This window comes from Rhodopseudomonas sp., assembly GCF_013377015.1.
Lineage (GTDB): Bacteria > Pseudomonadota > Alphaproteobacteria > Rhizobiales > Xanthobacteraceae > JARJEH01.
The window spans coordinates 192,012-208,373 of record NZ_JACABA010000002.1; the positions used below are offsets into that span (position 1 = coordinate 192,012).

Annotated in this window: 17 protein-coding genes and 1 tRNA gene; 11 read left to right on the forward strand and 7 right to left on the reverse strand. The window is 64.9% G+C overall.

Going from position 1 to position 16,362, the window contains the following annotated elements:
- The first annotated feature begins 1 nt into the window (after position 1).
- Complete coding sequence (gene hflX, locus HXX15_RS09170) at positions 2-1,378, forward strand: GTPase HflX (RefSeq protein WP_296515274.1); 1,377 nt, start codon at positions 2-4, stop codon at positions 1,376-1,378.
- A 283-nt stretch (positions 1,379-1,661) separates the two neighbouring features.
- Entirely contained in the window at positions 1,662-4,400 is a 2,739-nt protein-coding gene (gene gyrA, locus HXX15_RS09175; protein ID WP_296515276.1) for a DNA gyrase subunit A, read from the forward strand.
- Positions 4,401-4,490: 90 nt separating this feature from the next.
- On the opposite strand, the gene HXX15_RS09180 is transcribed toward gyrA, so the two are convergent.
- On the reverse strand, positions 4,491-4,748 hold the full coding sequence (locus HXX15_RS09180; protein ID WP_296515278.1) for a hypothetical protein: 258 nt from the start codon (positions 4,746-4,748) through the stop codon (positions 4,491-4,493).
- A 327-nt stretch (positions 4,749-5,075) separates the two neighbouring features.
- Between HXX15_RS09180 and coaD the strand changes: the two genes are divergently transcribed.
- From coaD to tgt, 6 genes are all read left to right on the forward strand, one after another.
- Entirely contained in the window at positions 5,076-5,573 is a 498-nt protein-coding gene (gene coaD, locus HXX15_RS09185) for a pantetheine-phosphate adenylyltransferase (protein WP_296515280.1), read from the forward strand.
- A 26-nt stretch (positions 5,574-5,599) separates the two neighbouring features.
- On the forward strand, positions 5,600-6,163 hold the full coding sequence (locus tag HXX15_RS09190) for a peptidylprolyl isomerase (protein ID WP_296515282.1): 564 nt from the start codon (positions 5,600-5,602) through the stop codon (positions 6,161-6,163).
- Positions 6,164-6,191: 28 nt separating this feature from the next.
- Positions 6,192-6,617 (forward strand): hypothetical protein, encoded by a 426-nt coding sequence (locus HXX15_RS09195; protein WP_296515284.1) that lies wholly within the window; start codon positions 6,192-6,194, stop codon positions 6,615-6,617.
- Complete coding sequence (locus HXX15_RS09200; protein ID WP_296515286.1) at positions 6,593-7,060, forward strand: peptidylprolyl isomerase; 468 nt, start codon at positions 6,593-6,595, stop codon at positions 7,058-7,060. The genes HXX15_RS09195 and HXX15_RS09200 overlap by 25 nt, the downstream gene beginning before the upstream one ends.
- Before the next feature lie 134 nt (positions 7,061-7,194).
- Positions 7,195-8,277, forward strand: a complete 1,083-nt coding sequence (gene queA, locus HXX15_RS09205) for a tRNA preQ1(34) S-adenosylmethionine ribosyltransferase-isomerase QueA (RefSeq protein WP_296515288.1) — start codon at positions 7,195-7,197, stop codon at positions 8,275-8,277.
- The gene (gene tgt / locus HXX15_RS09210) at positions 8,274-9,407 is read left to right on the forward strand and encodes a tRNA guanosine(34) transglycosylase Tgt (RefSeq protein ID WP_296515290.1); all 1,134 of its coding nucleotides are present in this window, start codon (positions 8,274-8,276) and stop codon (positions 9,405-9,407) included. Before queA ends, tgt begins: the two co-directional genes overlap by 4 nt.
- Positions 9,408-9,418: 11 nt before the next feature.
- Here the strand turns inward: tgt and HXX15_RS09215 are convergent, their stop codons facing one another.
- Positions 9,419-9,634 carry a hypothetical protein gene (locus tag HXX15_RS09215; RefSeq protein WP_296515292.1) on the reverse strand — a complete coding sequence of 72 codons (216 nt, stop codon included), beginning with the start codon at positions 9,632-9,634 and terminating at the stop codon, positions 9,419-9,421.
- A 437-nt stretch (positions 9,635-10,071) separates the two neighbouring features.
- Between HXX15_RS09215 and HXX15_RS09220 the strand changes: the two genes are divergently transcribed.
- Positions 10,072-10,314, forward strand: a complete 243-nt coding sequence (locus HXX15_RS09220; protein WP_296515294.1) for a BrnA antitoxin family protein — start codon at positions 10,072-10,074, stop codon at positions 10,312-10,314.
- A 4-nt stretch (positions 10,315-10,318) separates the two neighbouring features.
- Here the strand turns inward: HXX15_RS09220 and HXX15_RS09225 are convergent, their stop codons facing one another.
- Entirely contained in the window at positions 10,319-11,188 is an 870-nt protein-coding gene (locus HXX15_RS09225; RefSeq protein WP_296515295.1) for a DMT family transporter, read from the reverse strand.
- A 214-nt stretch (positions 11,189-11,402) separates the two neighbouring features.
- Here HXX15_RS09225 and HXX15_RS09230 point away from each other — a divergent pair, with 214 nt between their 5' ends.
- Both HXX15_RS09230 and HXX15_RS09235 read left to right on the forward strand, forming a co-directional pair.
- A complete protein-coding gene (locus tag HXX15_RS09230) occupies positions 11,403-11,804 on the forward strand; it encodes a RidA family protein (RefSeq protein ID WP_296515297.1) in 402 nt (133 codons plus the stop codon).
- Positions 11,805-11,882: 78 nt separating this feature from the next.
- Positions 11,883-12,083, forward strand: coding sequence for a hypothetical protein (locus HXX15_RS09235; RefSeq protein ID WP_296515299.1), 201 nt, complete (start codon positions 11,883-11,885; stop codon positions 12,081-12,083).
- 55 nt (positions 12,084-12,138) lie between these two features.
- Here the strand turns inward: HXX15_RS09235 and HXX15_RS09240 are convergent, their stop codons facing one another.
- The 4 genes from HXX15_RS09240 to HXX15_RS09255 form a co-directional block, all read right to left on the reverse strand.
- The gene (locus HXX15_RS09240; RefSeq protein ID WP_296515301.1) at positions 12,139-12,489 is read right to left on the reverse strand and encodes a hypothetical protein; all 351 of its coding nucleotides are present in this window, start codon (positions 12,487-12,489) and stop codon (positions 12,139-12,141) included.
- Positions 12,490-12,634: 145 nt separating this feature from the next.
- Positions 12,635-13,225, reverse strand: coding sequence for a formyltransferase family protein (locus HXX15_RS09245; protein WP_296515303.1), 591 nt, complete (start codon positions 13,223-13,225; stop codon positions 12,635-12,637).
- 67 nt (positions 13,226-13,292) lie between these two features.
- Positions 13,293-13,368, reverse strand: a tRNA-Lys gene (locus HXX15_RS09250).
- A gap of 156 nt (positions 13,369-13,524) precedes the next feature.
- The gene (locus HXX15_RS09255) at positions 13,525-16,242 is read right to left on the reverse strand and encodes a glycosyltransferase (protein WP_296515305.1); all 2,718 of its coding nucleotides are present in this window, start codon (positions 16,240-16,242) and stop codon (positions 13,525-13,527) included.
- Positions 16,243-16,362: the final 120 nt, after the last annotated feature.

The following is a 16,362-nucleotide window of genomic DNA, read 5'->3' on the forward strand; positions in this document are numbered from 1 at the left end:
ATTGGAACCCCGCAGCTTTGACGGGGGCGCCGACCGGCCGCGGTCGGCGCATGATTTACAGACCGGACGCGTGATCGTCGTCGGTCCTTATCTGCGTGCGCGCCGTGGCGACCCTGATGCAGCCGAGAGCTCTGCCGTGCGCGGCTCCGACGCCCGTCTCGAAGAGGCAGCAGGACTAGCGCGTGCCATCGACCTGGTGATCGCCGACGTGGTGCTCGCGCCGATCAGCCAGATCCGGCCGGCGACCTATCTCGGCAAGGGCAAGGTCGAGGAGATTCTCGGCGTCATCAAGGGCCACGAGGCTGATCTCGTCGTGATGGATTGTGCGCTGTCGCCGATCCAGCAACGCAATCTGGAGAAGGCCTGGAATGCCAAGGTGCTCGACCGCACCGGGGTGATCCTGGAAATCTTCGGCCGCCGCGCCAAAACCAAGGAGGGCGCGCTCCAGGTCGAACTCGCCCATTTGAATTATCAGCGCTCGCGGCTGGTGCGGTCATGGACACATCTCGAACGCCAGCGCGGCGGCTTCGGCTTCATGGGCGGTCCTGGCGAAACCCAGATCGAGGCCGACCGCCGGCTGATCGGCGACCGCATCACCAAGATCGAAAACGAGATCAAGAAGGTCCAGGGCACCCGCCGGCTGCACCGCGCCGGCCGGCAGCGGGTGCCGTATCGCGTGGTGGCGCTGGTCGGCTACACCAATGCCGGCAAATCCACCCTGTTCAACCGGCTGACCCGCGCCGAGGTGCAGGCCGCCGACATGCTGTTCGCCACGCTGGACCCGACGCTACGCGCGCTGACGCTGCCGCTTGGCGGCAAGGCGATGCTGTCCGACACCGTCGGCTTCATCTCCAATTTGCCGACCCAGCTGGTGGCGGCGTTCCGCGCCACACTGGAAGAGGTGCTGGAGGCGGATCTGATTCTCCACGTCCGTGACATTTCCCATGAAGACGCCGAAGCGCAGCAGCGCGACGTCGACGCGGTGCTGCGGCAGCTCGGGATCGATCCCGAGACCGGTGGGCGGATTCTTGAGGTCTGGAACAAGATCGACCGCTTCGAGCCGGAGCAGCGCGAGAACCTGCGCAACATCGCCGCGCGGCGCCCGGCCGAGCATCCCTGTTTCATGGTGTCGGCGGTGACCGGCGAGGGGATCGATGAACTGCTGGCGGCGATCGAGCAGCGGCTGGCGGCGACACGGATCGCGCTGGATCTGTCGATCGACGCTTCCGACGGCGCCGGCGTCAGCTGGCTACATCGCAACGCCGAAGTGTTGCGCAAGGACCTGCATGAAGGGCGGTTCGACATGACCGTACGGGTCGACGAGACCAAGCGCGAGCTCGTGGTCAATCGCTTCGGCGCCGTGCTGCATCCGGACTGATTGAGCTCCGCATTTAACCTCCAGTCATTCCGGGGCGCACGCAGCGAAGCTGCGGGCGAGCCCGGAATCTCGCGCCGAATCACATCGCTTTTCTGATGGCAAGATTCCGGGTTCGCTCGGCCTGCGGCCTCGCGCCCCGGAATGACCGGAAAGGGACCTGCAGGGGTCGCGTAAGTTACTGGAAAAACAGTCGGAAAAACCCCGTGTCGGACTGAGTTAAGGGTGGTTCGGGTAGGCCGGATCGGCTATAAATTTCGCAACAGATTCTGACCGGAAATCACCTTTGTCCGACACCGACGATAAGAAGCCCGGGGAGCCGCCGGCGCCCTCGGATATTCGCCCCGTTTCGATCCTCGACGAGATGAAACGCTCGTATCTCGATTACGCCATGAGCGTGATCGTGGCCCGCGCGTTGCCGGATGCGCGCGACGGTTTGAAGCCGGTGCATCGCCGGATTCTGTTCGCGATGTACGAGAACGGCTTCGAGTGGAATAAGCCGTATCGCAAATCGGCGCGCACCGTCGGCGACGTCATCGGTAAGTATCATCCTCACGGCGACCAGTCGGTCTACGACGCCATGGTCCGCATGGCGCAGGACTTCTCGATGCGGGTACCGCTGATCGACGGCCAGGGCAATTTCGGCTCGGTCGACGGCGATGCGGCGGCCGCGATGCGGTACACCGAGTCGCGGTTGACCAAGATCGCCCAGGGGCTGCTCGACGACATCGACAAGGACACCGTCGATTATCAGGACAACTATGACGGCTCGTTCCGCGAACCGCGGGTGCTGCCGGCGAAATTTCCGAACCTGCTGGTCAACGGCGCCGGCGGCATCGCCGTCGGCATGGCCACCAACATTCCCCCGCATAATCTCGGCGAGGTGATCGACGCCTGCGTCGCGCTGATCGACGATCCGGCGCTGTCGATCGACGATCTCATCAACATCATTCCGGGGCCGGATTTTCCGACCGGTGGCATCATTCTCGGCCGTCAGGGCATTCGCGCCGCCTATCACCTCGGCCGCGGCTCGATCGTGATGCGCGGCAAGGTGTCGATCGAACCGGTCCGGAAGGACCGCGAAGCGATCATCATCACGGAAATTCCCTACCAGGTGAACAAGGCCACCATGGTGGAGCGGATCGCCGAGCTGGTGCGCGAAAAGCGGATCGAAGGCATTTCCGATCTGCGCGACGAATCCGACCGCGATGGCTTCCGCGTCGTCGTCGAACTGCGCCGCGACGCGGTGCCGGACGTGGTGCTGAATCAGCTCTACAAATACACGCCGCTGCAGACCAATTTCGGCGCCAATGTGGTGGCGCTCGACACCGGCAGGCCGCAGGTGATGACGCTGAAAGACCTGCTGACGCTGTTCATCGCGTTCCGCGAACAGGTGGTGTCGCGGCGTACCAAGTTCCTGCTCAACAAGGCGCGCGACCGCGCCCATATCCTGGTCGGCCTGGCGATCGCGGTCGCCAATATCGACGAGATTATTCGGGTGATTAGGACTTCGCCGGATCCCACCACGGCGCGCGACACCCTGATGTCGCGCGACTGGGAGGCCAAGGACGTCGCGACGATGATCACGCTGATCGACGATCCGCGGCACAAGCTCAATCCGGACGGCACCGCGCGGCTGTCGTTCGAGCAGGCCAAGGCGATTCTCGACCTGCGCCTGGCCCGCCTGACCGCTCTCGGCCGCGAGGAGATTTCCGACGAACTCGACAAGCTCGCGATCGAGATCGCCGACTATCTGGAGATCCTGCGCTCGCGTGCCAGGGTCCAGGCCATCATCAAGGACGAACTCGCCGCGGTGAAGGCGGAATTCGCCACGCCGCGCAAGACCATGATCATCGAGCACGAGGGCGAGGTCGAGGACGAGGACCTGATCCAGCGCGAGGACATGGTGGTGACGGTGTCGCACGCCGGCTATGTCAAGCGGGTGCCGCTGTCGACCTACCGGGCGCAGCGCCGCGGCGGCAAGGGCCGTTCCGGCATGGCGACCCGCGAGGAGGATTTCGTCAGCCGGCTGTTCGTGGCCTCCACCCATACGCCGGTGCTGTTCTTCTCGTCGCGCGGCCAGGTCTACAAGGAAAAGGTCTGGCGGCTGCCGATCGCGCCGCCGAACGGCCGCGGCAAGGCGCTGATCAACATCTTGCCGCTGGAGCAGGGCGAACGCATCACCACCATCATGCCGCTGCCGGAGGATGAATCCTCCTGGGCCGAGCTCGACGTGATGTTCGCCACCACCCGTGGCACCGTCCGCCGCAACAAGCTGTCGGACTTCGTCGACGTCCGCCGCTCCGGCATCATCGCGATGAAGCTCGACGACGGCGAAGCGATCGTCGACGTTCAGATCTGCACCGACCGCGACGATGTGTTGCTCACCGCCGCCGGCGGCCAGTGCATCCGCTTCGCGGTCAACGAGGTGCGGGTGTTCCAGAGCCGCGCCTCGATGGGCGTCCGCGGCATGTCGGTGGCCTCGGGCGACAAGGTGATCTCGCTGACCATCCTGCGCCATTTCGATGCGACACCGGCCGAGCGCACCACCTATCTGAAGCAATCCGGCGCGATCCGCCGCGCCGCCACCGGCGAGGACGCCGAGGCCGTCGAACTGGTCGCGGAACCCGAGGCCGAGGAGGCCGACGTGCTGACGTCGCTGTCGTCGGAGCGCTATGCCGAGATGTCTGCCAACGAGCAGTTCGTGCTGACGCTCAGCGAGAACGGCTACGGCAAACGGACCTCGTCGTTCGAGTACCGGACCACCGGCCGCGGCGGCAAGGGCATCGTGGCGATGTCGGTAAACAGCCGCAATGGCAAGCTGGTGGCCTCGTTCCCGGTCGAGGACGACGACCAGATCATGTTGGTCACCGACAAGGGCCAGTTGATCCGCTGCCCGGTCGCCGGCATCCGCATCGTCGGCCGCTCGACCCAGGGCGTCACCGTGTTCGACACCGCCGCCGACGAGCATGTCGTTTCGGTCGAGCACATCGGCGAGGACACCGACACCGGCAACGGCGGCTAAAGGGTTCCCTGAATCGAAAGGCCCCCGGGGGGCATCCCGGGGGCCTTCGAGAGCGCTCTTGGAGGAGAGCTTGGTAGAGCCTTGAAACTGTTAGCGGCGTTCGGCGGTCACCAGCCGGGCTTCGCGGATGGTCGCGCTCCGGGTGGCGGCGCTGCGCAGGCAGGACGCCTCGAAATTCGGCCAGGCCTGCTGCGAGCAATCCCGCCCCACCGGACGGATATCGAGACGGTCGCCCTTGGCCAGAGCCACCGGCACGCTGGCTTCGACCTGCGGGGCGAAGCCCGGCAACACGGTCAAAGCCGCGGCGATGAAAGCTGCGATCGCGATTGCTGAAAGAGCCTTGATCATGACGGTCCCCTGTCATTTGGGCCTTTGCGGCCCGCTTGGTTTGTCGCTTCCCAATGCTGGTGGTTTACCCAGCCCTGGTTTCAGGACGTCTTCGTCGCTGCGGGAATAAGGTTTCGTTTGCCCGCCGAATTGTGTCGTCGCCGCGATTTGACGAAATATTACGGCCGGAAACCGCAATGTTTTCAGTGTCGTCGCGTTCTTGCAGGGTAGACGCGCTGCCCCTCGGTTTGGTTCGGGGCGGATCCGAAAATAAAATTCGGCCCCGGTTACGAATTTTGCGGAACCAGGTCGGCTTGCGGCCATCCGGCCGGCACGCTAGAGGGGGGGATGCCCCGCATCGCGCTGTATCCAGGCTCATTCGACCCGGTCACCAACGGTCATCTCGACGTGGTCCGTCACGCCGTCGGGCTGTGCGACCGGCTGGTGGTGGCGATCGGGATTCATCCCGGCAAGAAGCCGCTGTTCTCCACCGAGGAGCGGCTCGCCATGGTCGAGGCGGTATTCGCCCCGATCGCGTCGGCGGCGCATTGCGCGTTCGATTGCACCACCTACGGCAACCTCACCATCACGGCGGCGCAGAAGGCCGGCGCGACGATCATGATCCGCGGGCTGCGCGACGGCACCGATCTTGACTATGAGATGCAGATCGCCGGGATGAACGAGACCATGGCGCCCGGCGTTCACACCGTGTTTATTCCGGCCTCGGTCGGTGTGCGCCCGATCACCGCCACACTGGTGCGGCAGATCGCTGCGATGGGCGGCGACGTCTCGGCCTTCGTGCCCGACGAGGTCGCGGCCAGTCTGAAATCCAAATTCGCCGGTTAGCCGGCTTTCTTCTGATCGGAGTTTCCATGATCCGAATTGTTGGCCTGATCGCCACGTTGCTGTTTGCGGTTCCAGCCTTGGCGGAGTCGCTGCCCGCCGGTCTCGACAAGGCGAATGCGATCGTCATCGACACCGCCAAGGGTCGCATCGTGTTCAAGCTGCGCACCGACCTCGCGCCGAAGCACGCCGAGCGGATCAAGCTGCTGGCGCGCGAGGGCTATTACGACAACGTGCCGTTCCACCGGGTGATGGCCGGCTTCATGGCGCAGACCGGCGATGGCCAGAACTTCAACGGCACCGGCGGCTCGAAATATCCCAACCTGAAGGCCGAGTTCTCGGCCGTGCCGTTCACGCGCGGCATCGTCGGCATGGCGCGGCGCGGCGACAGCGTCGATACCGCGAATTCGCAGTTCTTCTTCATGTTCGCCGACGGCGCTAGCCTGAACGGCCAATACACCGTGATCGGCGAAGTGGTGTCCGGCATGGACGTGGTCGACAAGCTGAAGAAGGCGCCGCCCGGCTCCGCCAGCGGCAGCGTCGTCGATCCCGACAAGATGCTAAAGGTGCAGGTCGCATCCGATATCAAGTGAGGTAGCCGAGGTGCGGCGCCGACTGCCAATGACCTTGGTTGCGGCATCTCTCACCCTCGCTTGCCTTGCGGCCATGGACCGGGCGAGCGCGGGTGACGGCCGGATCGATACCCTGGAGGAGATGTTCGCCACGTTGAAGGGCTGCTGGCGCCCGCCCGCGCTGCCGCGCGGTGATCCGGGGATGCAGATCACCGTGCTGGTGGCGTTTCAACGCGATGGAGCGATTCTCGGCAAGCCGCGGATCACCTTCGAGACCCCAGAGGCCTCGCAGGCCGACAGCGTAGCCTACCGGATCGCGGTGATGGAGACATTGCAACATTGCACGCCGTTGCCATTTACCGAGAGCCTGGGCGGCGCCGTCGCCGGACGACCCTTTGCATTGCGGTTTGACGACCGTCGGAACCACCCCAAACCAACAGAGAAGAGAGCATGGCTGACAACGACAACACTTTGATCCTCGAAACCACACAGGGCAACGTCACCATCGAGATGCGCCCCGATCTCGCGCCCGGTCACGTCGCGCGGATCAAGGAGCTGGTGCGCGAGGGCTTCTATGACGGCATCGTGTTTCACCGCGTCATCGAAGGTTTCATGGCCCAGACCGGCTGCCCGCAGGGCACCGGCACCGGCGGCAGCGGCAAGAAGCTGAAGGCCGAGTTCAACAAGGAGCCGCATGTCCGCGGCACCACCTCGATGGCGCGCGCCGCGAGCCCCGATTCCGGCGACAGCCAGTTCTTCATCTGTTTCGACGACGCCTCGTTCCTCAACAACCAGTACACGGTTTGGGGCAAGGTCACCGAGGGCATGGAGAACGTCGACAAGATCAAGCGTGGCGAGCCGGTGAAGGATCCCGACAAGATCATCAAGGCCCGGATGGCGGCGGACGACGCAGCGTAACCGGTGCTGAGCCCTCATGGTGAGGAGCGCACGCAGCGCGCGTCTCGAACCATGAGGAGATTCAGCAACCTCGTCCTTCGAGACGCGGCGAAGACGCCGCTCCTCAGGACGAGGGGCGCCGCAGGGGCGGCTTGATGCGCACCGATCTCTTTGATTTCGATTTGCCGGCGGCCAGCATCGCGCTGCGGCCGGCGAGCCCGCGCGATTCGGCGAAGCTGCTGGTGGTGCGCCCCGGCGCGCCGCTGCAGGACCTGTCCGTCAGCGACCTGCCGCTGCTGCTGGAGCCGGGCGACCAGCTCGTCGTCAACGACACCAGGGTGATTGCGGCGCAGCTGACGGGCCGCCGAATCGGCCGCGACACCGAGCCGAAGATCGAGGCGACGCTGATCAAGCGGCTCGACGGCTCGCGCTGGCAGGCGCTGGTCAAGCCGGCGAAGAAGCTCGCCGTCGGAGATCGTGCGCAGTTCGGCCATGAGGGCAGGGTGTGTCTGCTCGGCCAGCTCGACGCCGAGGTCGAGGCCAAGGGCGAGGCCGGCGAGATCACGCTGGCGTTCTCGTTTCACGGCCCGGTGCTGGATCAGGCGATCGCCGAACTTGGTGCGACGCCGCTGCCGCCCTATATCGCCTCGAAGCGGGCGCCGGACGACCGCGACGCCGCCGACTACCAGACCATGTTTGCGGCCAACGAAGGCGCGGTCGCGGCGCCGACCGCCGGGCTGCATTTCACCCCGGCGTTGCAGGCTGCGCTGGCCGCGCGCGGCGTGACGGTGCACAGGGTGACGCTGCATGTCGGCGCCGGCACCTTCCTGCCGGTGAAGACCGAGGACACTGCCGAACACCGGATGCATGCCGAATGGGGCACGATCTCGCGCGATACCGCGGAGGCATTAAATGCGGCGCGGGCGCGGGGCGGGCGCATCGTCGCGGTCGGCACCACCTCGCTGCGGCTTTTGGAAAGTGCCGCGGGCGAAGACGGACAGATCCAGCCATTCGCCGACGAGACCGCGATCTTCATCACTCCGGGCTATCGGTTTCGCGCCGTCGACATACTGATGACGAATTTCCACCTGCCGCGTTCGACGCTGTTCATGCTGGTATCGGCTTTCAGCGGGCTGGACACCATGCAACAGGCCTATGCGCATGCCATCCAGAGCGGCTATCGGTTCTATTCCTATGGCGATGCCTGCCTGTTGTTTCGGGATATAGAGAACCGATGAGCGTAGCGAACTACTTTGAATTGCTCGGCCGCGATCAGGACGCCCGCGTTGGCCGGTTGACCACCCCGCACGGCGTGGTGCGCACGCCGGCGTTCATGCCGGTCGGCACCCTCGGGGCGATGAAGGGCCTGCACTGGCGCGAGGTCCGCGACGCCGGCGCCGACATCGTGCTCGGCAACACCTACCACCTGATGCTGCGGCCCGGCGCCGAGCGGATCGCCGCGCTCGGCGGGCTGCAGCGCTTCACCGGCTGGAACGGGCCGATGCTGACCGACTCCGGCGGCTTCCAGGTGATGTCGCTGGCGCAGTTGCGCAAGGTCACCGAGAGCGGAGTCAAGTTCCGCTCCCACATCGACGGCGCCGCCATCGAGCTGACGCCGGAACGCGCCATCGCGGTGCAGCTTCTGCTCGGCTCCGACATCGCCATGCAGCTCGACGAATGCGTGCGGCTGCCGGCGGAGCGCGACGACATCGAACGCGCGATGCAATTGTCGCTGCGCTGGGCGGAGCGCTGCAAGCGCGCCTTCGAGACCGCGCCCGAGGACCACATGCTGTTCGGCATTGCACAGGGCGGCGATGTGCCCGAATTGCGTCGCGCCAGCGCGCAGGGCCTGATCGAGATCGGGTTCCATGGCTACGCGATCGGCGGGCTCGCGGTCGGCGAACCGCAGGCGGTGATGCTGGCGATGATCGAGGAGGCGGCGCCGATCCTGCCCGAGGACCGACCGCGCTATCTGATGGGCGTCGGCACGCCGGAGGACATCCTGGAAGCCGTGGCGCGCGGCATCGACATGTTCGATTGCGTGATGCCGACCCGGAACGGCCGCCACGGCATGGCATTTACCCGGTTCGGGCCGGTCAATCTGAGCAATGCCCGCCACGCCGACGACCCGCGGCCGCTGGATGAGGCCAGCGCCTGGCCGTCGACGCGCGACTGTTCGCGCGCCTATCTTCACCATCTGGTGAAGTCGGGCGAGACGCTCGGCGCGATGCTGCTGTCGGAAATCAACGTCGCCTATTATCAGCGGCTGATGGGCGATATTCGCGACGCGATCGCACGCGGAACGTTTCAGGAGTTCAGAATGCAAACCCGCGCCGACTGGGCGCGGGGCGATATCGCGCTACGATGACGGTGGCCGAATCAATTGCAGGCAAACCGCTTCAGCGAGTGCTTGGTGACGAATCCGTAACCGCAAGTGTCGCAGGTCCACAGATAGCTGACGATACCCTCGGTCACGAACGCCGAAGCTTCCGCCGCAACCATGGAATCAGCGCAAACCGGGCAGGTTGGAAGCTCGCTACCACGCGGCGCAGGACGCGGCACATTGGTCGACATGACTTCAGCAAGTGCTGGCATCGTGACCTCCTGTGGGTTCCAAGTTGCCAAAACTATACACTAGGAACTCTGACGACGCCGCAACAGAAATGAGTTCGTTTTGCGAATTCGATTCTGCACTGCAGCGACCCACTGCCTCGCGTTGTCGACGCAGTCAGGCGTTAGTGCGCGTGCGATTATCAAATGCTTTGTTATCAGGCCCTCGCCACAGTTTCGCCGGCATGAATGGAGTGCATCGCCTGCGCGCGATGCACGCGCTGGGACTTTGGGCGGCAGCGTGCTGCGATCGGAGCAGGGCGCATTGTGCGACTGCGAAGTAGGCCAAGGATTCGTGATCGCCGGCATCGCAGCGCTGGAAATCGGGCCGAGAGGGGACTATGCCGAACGTCATTCGGCGCGTGCCGTCGGGGTGATCTCGGCGACGTCGATGCAACTTGAATCAAGGCTGAGAGACTCCCATGGCCCAGACGCCGCGCCGCCCGCGCACTTTGAACGATGCCCGCACCGAGGCCGAAGCCGCCTTCAAGAAGACCACCACCAAGGTTCCCGAAGCGCCGCCGAAGCCGACCGCGATTCCAGGGGTCAAGGAGCTGGTCTCGCTGCGGATCGACCAGGACGTGCTGGAGCGGTTTCAGGAGGACGGCCCGGGCTGGCAGGACCGTATCAACGCGGCGCTGCGCAAGGCCGCCGGCCTGTCGTAGCGCGTCAGCCGGCGCGGGCCGGCGCGACGCTCTTCAGGTTCAGCAGATTGCCGGACAGGATCAGAATTGCGCCGAGCGCGGTGTAGAGGTCGATCCGCTCGGCATAGAGCAGCCAGCCGGCCGTGGCGCTGAGCGGCACCCGCAGGAAGTCCATCGGCACCACCACGGTCGCGTCGGCGTAGAGCATCGCCCGCGCCATGCAGTAGTGCGAGAACGTGCCGCAGAACGCGATCACCACGATCCAGACCCAGGCGGTGGCCGAGGGCCATTGCCAGAAATACAACGCCGGAGCGAACCCGGCGGCGGTCTGGATCACCAGCATCCAGAAAATGATCGCCAGCGTGGTTTCGGTCCGGGTCAGCGATTTCATCAAGGTGATGGAAATGCCGAATCCGACGGCGGCGGCGAGCGCGATCAACTGGCCCGGATTGACCGTGCCGGTGGCGGGACGCACGATCACCACGACACCGATCAGACCGAGCACGATCGCGCAGATCTTCCAGAACGTCATATGCTCGCCGAGGAACACCGCCGCCAGGATTGCGATCCAGATCGGCATGGTGAATTCGATCGATACTACTTGACCGAGCGGGATCAGCGTCAAAGCGAAGAACCAGCAGATCTGCGCCGCATAGTGAACGAGATTGCGCGCCACGTGGTGAGAGCCGCGCGCCGATCGCATCGCGGCAAAGCCGCCGGCGGCGTGGACCAGCGGATACAGCATGACGAAGCCGATGATCGAGCGCAGCTCCATGATCTGGAACACGTTGAGCTCGCGCGTGGTCTCGCGGCCGGCGACCGCCACGATCAACATCAACGACAGCCAGCCGGCCATCCACAGCGCGGCTTTGGTCGTGGAAGGTTTGCGGTCCATCGGCGGGGCTGACTTTGGCTGGCGCTTGCGCAACCGGCGTCGCGCGCAAACTCCTATCTGCGAGATCGGATGACATTGCAACCGTTGCAGGCCAATGCCTGCGGCGCTGGCGCTGCAACCCGGCCGCGGTTGATTTCGGTCCGTGACTGTGCGTCCAATTGCCGCCAGGGCCAGTCCAGAAGTCCGGCCGATCGATTGCAGGGGAGGGGTAGCGATGCGGACGTTGCAGCCGGAGGCGTGGTCGAAGCCGCGCGGCTTTTCGCACGGCGTGGCGGTCGACGGTCCGGGACAATGGATCGTGCTCGCCGGTCAGACCGGAACCAACGACAAAGGCGACTATGAATCCGATGACATGGCCGCCCAGGTCGGCGCCGCGCTGCGCCGGATCGTCGCGCTGCTGGCAGAGGCCGGCGCCGGGCCCGAACACATCGTCCGCCTGACGTGGTATCTCACCGGCCGCGACGAATATCAGGCGGCGGGAGCCGGCATCGGCGCGGCCTGGCGCGAGACGCTCGGCCGCAATTTCCCGCCCTCGACGCTGCTCTACATTTCAGGACTGGTCGACCCACGCGCCAAGGTCGAGATCGAAGTCACCGCCTTCGTTCCGGCCGAGTAAGTGTCGGAACGCGGAGCCCTTGCAGCGAACGCCGCTTTCGTTCAACAAGCGCGCGACCAATTGTGAGGATGTCTGTCGATGACGCAACGATCCACCGCCGCCAATTTCGTGACCGCCTTCGCCACGGGCTGGCCCGAAGCCCAGCCCGATCTGATGATTCTGTCACTGACCACGCATAAGGGCGTGCAGGATTTCGCGTTCAATAAGGAGCAGGCGCTGTTAATCGCCAAAACCATCAAGCAGACCGCGGCTCAGCTGGCGGAGCCCAAAAAGGCCTGATCGGGTCGGCCGCCCAAAACGGCCGACGCTTCCGCGGCAGGCCGCCTTGCGGCGCCTACTGGCGCGAAGCTTCCCAGCGTCCGCTGCATGGGACGCCGCCGGAGGCGCCGTTCCATTTGCCGGAGCCGGAGTTGCCATTGAGCTGACCGTTGGCATAGGTGCCGCGGATCGAGACCCGGACGTTGCCGGCCCGGCCAACGCTGCCGGTGACGTCCGCACCCTGCGCCGACACCTTGCCGTCGGCGACCGTGAGCGGATAGCGCGCCGACGCTTCGCAGCTGCCGGTGTTGGTCATGATCGTCACCGTCCACAGCCCATCATAAGGCGTCTCCGCCATGGCAGGACCGGCCAGAACCCCAGCCGCTGCGGCTGTGGCGACGAGCATACGAAGGCGGTTGAAGCGCATGAATCACATCCCTGATTGCTGATGGGTATCCTATTCAGGGACAATGTGTCATAAATTTGCTGCGATGCAACAAGATGTCCTGCGTGATCAACGGCGGCGGTGGCCAGATGTTCCTGCGCGACGGTAAAATTTGCCGGAAATTGGCTCAATCCGACAGTTTTGGCGCATTGGTGGCGAATTGCTCGTCCTGCGGCGTTGCGGGCAGCGCGCCATTGGCCTTTGCGGAATCGATCACCTGGGCCAGCAGCTTCTGACCGAGCGGCGCCAGCGCGCGTTCCCACAGCTCGCGGGCGGTTTCGCCCTTTTTGACGAAACACCACTCCTGGGCTGCGATGGCGCCGGCATCCATCCGGTCGGCCAGATGGTAGATGGTGCCGCCGGCGATCGGATCGCCCTCACGGATGGTCCATTCCACCGCGGCGATGCCGCGATGCCGCGGCAGCAGCGACGGGTGATAGCCGATGCCGCCGAGTCGGGCGGCTGCCAGGGCGCCGCGGCTGACCCGGGCATGGCTGTGCGCGGTCACGATCAGATCGGTGTCCGGCGCGATTTCCGACGGCGCCACTCGTTTCGGATCGGCCTGCACCGTCACCTCGATGCCGGCGGCGCGCGCCGCCGCGGCAAGGCGGTCCTCGGCGTCAGCAACCACCACCCGGACGATGTCGACGCCGTGCTTGCGCAGCATGTCCAGAGTGGTCGCGCCGAAATGGCGGGAGCCTACCAGGGTAATCCGCATGAAGGTCCGGTCCGTCAGTGGGAGGGCGGGGCCGCAGGGCGGGTCGCGGTTGTAAGCTTGTATTTCATGGTGAGCGCGGAGGGACTCGAACCCTCGACCCCATGATTAAAAGTCACGTGCTCTACCGTCTGAGCTACGCGCTCACGTGCCGCGCTGTGTAGGGGGCAGGCCCGCCGCGGTCAATAGGAGGTGGCACCGCCACCGGAGGCGAAGCGGCCGGATTGGCTCGTTTGCACAGATATTTAGCGCGCGTTTCTCGCGCAATCAATCAGCCCGGAGACGGCGCCGAAACGCCATCATCAGCTCACCGCCTCGATCTTGTCGCGGTGAATCTCGGACGCGACCGGCTTCGGCGCAGCGATCGGCGTCGGCAGCGACACCGGCCGCAGCCCGATCAGTTCTGCGGTCCTGACGCCGGTGTGGCTCCAGAATGCGAAGGAGTTGATCCGGGAGTTCTCCAGGATCGCGATCGCCACCGCCGACATGAACGGCAGGCTTTCCAGCACCAGCACAACGGCGAACACGTAGATCTCGGTCACTTGCTTGAAGCTATTGGACGCCACCAGCACGGCGGCGCCGACCAGCAGCAGGGTGCCGATCACCGCCTCCCAGAACGCCTGGAACTCCACCGACATCAGCGAGAAGCCGCCCTTGGAGGTGCGAGCGAAGGCGAGATGCTCGGTGATCAGGCCCTGCGCCACCGCGCGCGACACCGTCCATTGCACCGACATCGCCGCGACCATCGCGCCCAGCATTTGCGGGATCTTCACCGGAACCCGCAGCCGGTACATCGCGGCGAAATGAATTAGCGATACAGCGAACGAGCCAATGATCGGCAGCGTGAGAATTTTGTCGGGAATCGCGATGTCGGCGAACGCCACGATCGGCACCCAGATCAGGTTGAGAATCGCCACCACCACGCCGAGGCTCTCAGCGCCGAGCCAGTTCAGCCAGCCCAGCGCGAATTCGCGCTTCTGGTCCTGGGTCAGGCGGCTAGCGCCGGGCAGGAAGCGGCGCCAGTGCTTCTTGATGATCTGGAAGCCGCCATAGGCCCAGCGGTGGCGCTGTTTCTTGAACGCCTCATAGGTGTCCGGCAGCAGGCCGTAGCCGTAGCGGCGGTTGGTGTAATGGGTCAACCAGCCGTGCTCCATGATCTCGAGCCCGAGATCCGAGTCCTCGCAGATGGTGTCGCCGGCCCAGCCGCCGGCCATATCCATCGCCGCGCGCCGGATCAGGCACATCGTGCCGTGCACGATGATGGCGTTGTATTCGTTGCGCTGGACCATGCCGATGTCGAAGAATCCGGCATATTCGCCGTTCATGATGTAGTGCATCAGCGAGCGATCGCCGTCGCGATGGTCCTGCGGCGCCTGCACCAGGCCGACCCGCGGATCGTCGAACGCCGGCACGAGGTCCTTCAGCCAGTTCGGCTCGACCATATAGTCGGCGTCGATGATGCCGATGATCTCGGCGTCGGCGGCGGTGCGGTCCATGGCGATTCGCAGCGCACCGGCCTTGAAGCCCTCGACCTTCTCGGCATTGATGAACTTGAAGCGCTCGCCGAGTTCGCGGCAATGGTCCTGGATCGGCTGCCAGAATTCCGGATCAGGCGTGTTGTTGATGATCACCACGCATTCGAAGTTCGGGTAATCCAGCCGCGACACCGCATCCAGCGTCAGCTTCAGCATGTCCGGCGGCTCGAAATAGGCAGGAACATGGATCGAGACTTTTGGCGGCAGCGGCAGGGCAGGCGCGTCGCCCTCGGCGCCGGCGGCAGCAATGGCGACCGGCGCGGCCGGCACCGGTTTGGCCAGCAGCCGGTGCGGCTTGCGGCCAAAGGCCACGGCGGCGATCTCTTCGATCCGCGCCATCGCGATCAGCACCAGAGGCACCAGTAGAATCAGGCCGAGTGTCAGCGCGAACGCCGAGCCTAACACGAAATAATGCCCGTTCCAGTAGGCGAATACGGTCGCCACCCAGGCGCCAACGCCATGCGCGGCTGACGACAGCAGCAGCGCCTGCATCGCCGTGGGGTAGGCGAGCTGCAGGATCGGCAGCGACAGCAGGATGCCGACCAGCAAGGCGATGCCGGCCAGTTTCCAGTAGGCCGCGTCGACCACCGGGCCGGTCCAGGCGAATTTCGGCTCGCGCGCGGCGTTGAGAATGCCCCAATACGGACCGACCCCGCCTTCGAAGAACTTCCAGGGCTGATCGATCGCCTCGACGATGTTGTATTCCATGCCGATCGCCTCGGCGCGGTTGACGAAATTGCGCAGCGTCACCGCCTGCTCGTACGGTCCGGGAATGGCGCCCTTGAGGTTATACCCTGCGCTCGGCCAGCCGAATTCGGCGATCACGATCCGCTTGCCCGGAAAGGCGTCGCGCAGTTTCTGATAGATGATCAGGGCCTGATCGACCGCCTTCTTGTCGGAGAAGCCTTCCCAATACGGCAGGATGTGCGCGGCGATGAAATCGACCGACGACGCCAGCTCCGGATGTTCGAGCCAGATGTTCCAGATTTCGCCAGTCGTTACAGGGATGTTGACGGTGCCCTTGACGCGCTGGATGAGCTTGATCAGGTCCTCGACCTTTTGCTCGCCGCGGTAGATGGTTTCGTTGCCGACCACGATGCCGTTGACGTTGCTGTTGTGCTTGGCCAGGTCGATCGCGGACAGCATTTCGCGCTCGTTGCGATCGACGTTCTTGTCGATCCAGGCGCCGACGGTGACCTTCAGCCCGACCTCGTTGGCGATCGGCGGCACCATCTCGACCCCGCCGGTCGACGAGTAAAGCCGGATCGCGCGGGACAGCGGCGCCAGCGTCTTCAGGTCGGCGCGGATCTTGTCCGCATTGGGAATATTATCGACGTCGGGATGGCCGCTGCCGTCGAACGGCGCATAGGACACGCTGGGCAGGATGCCCTTGAAGTCGGGAGCTTCCTGTCTTTCCCTGAGGACACCCCAGAGGCCAGCGTGAGCGGCAATGACGAACAGCAGAACGGCGACGACGGCGCGCATCGCGACTAAACCATACGGGGCCAACATGGCAGGGAAGCGGACCCGTCCCCGAGGTCCGACCAAGGCTGCGGCAAATCAAGCATAGCTCTGCCACGTCAAATAACAACTCGTACGACGCCA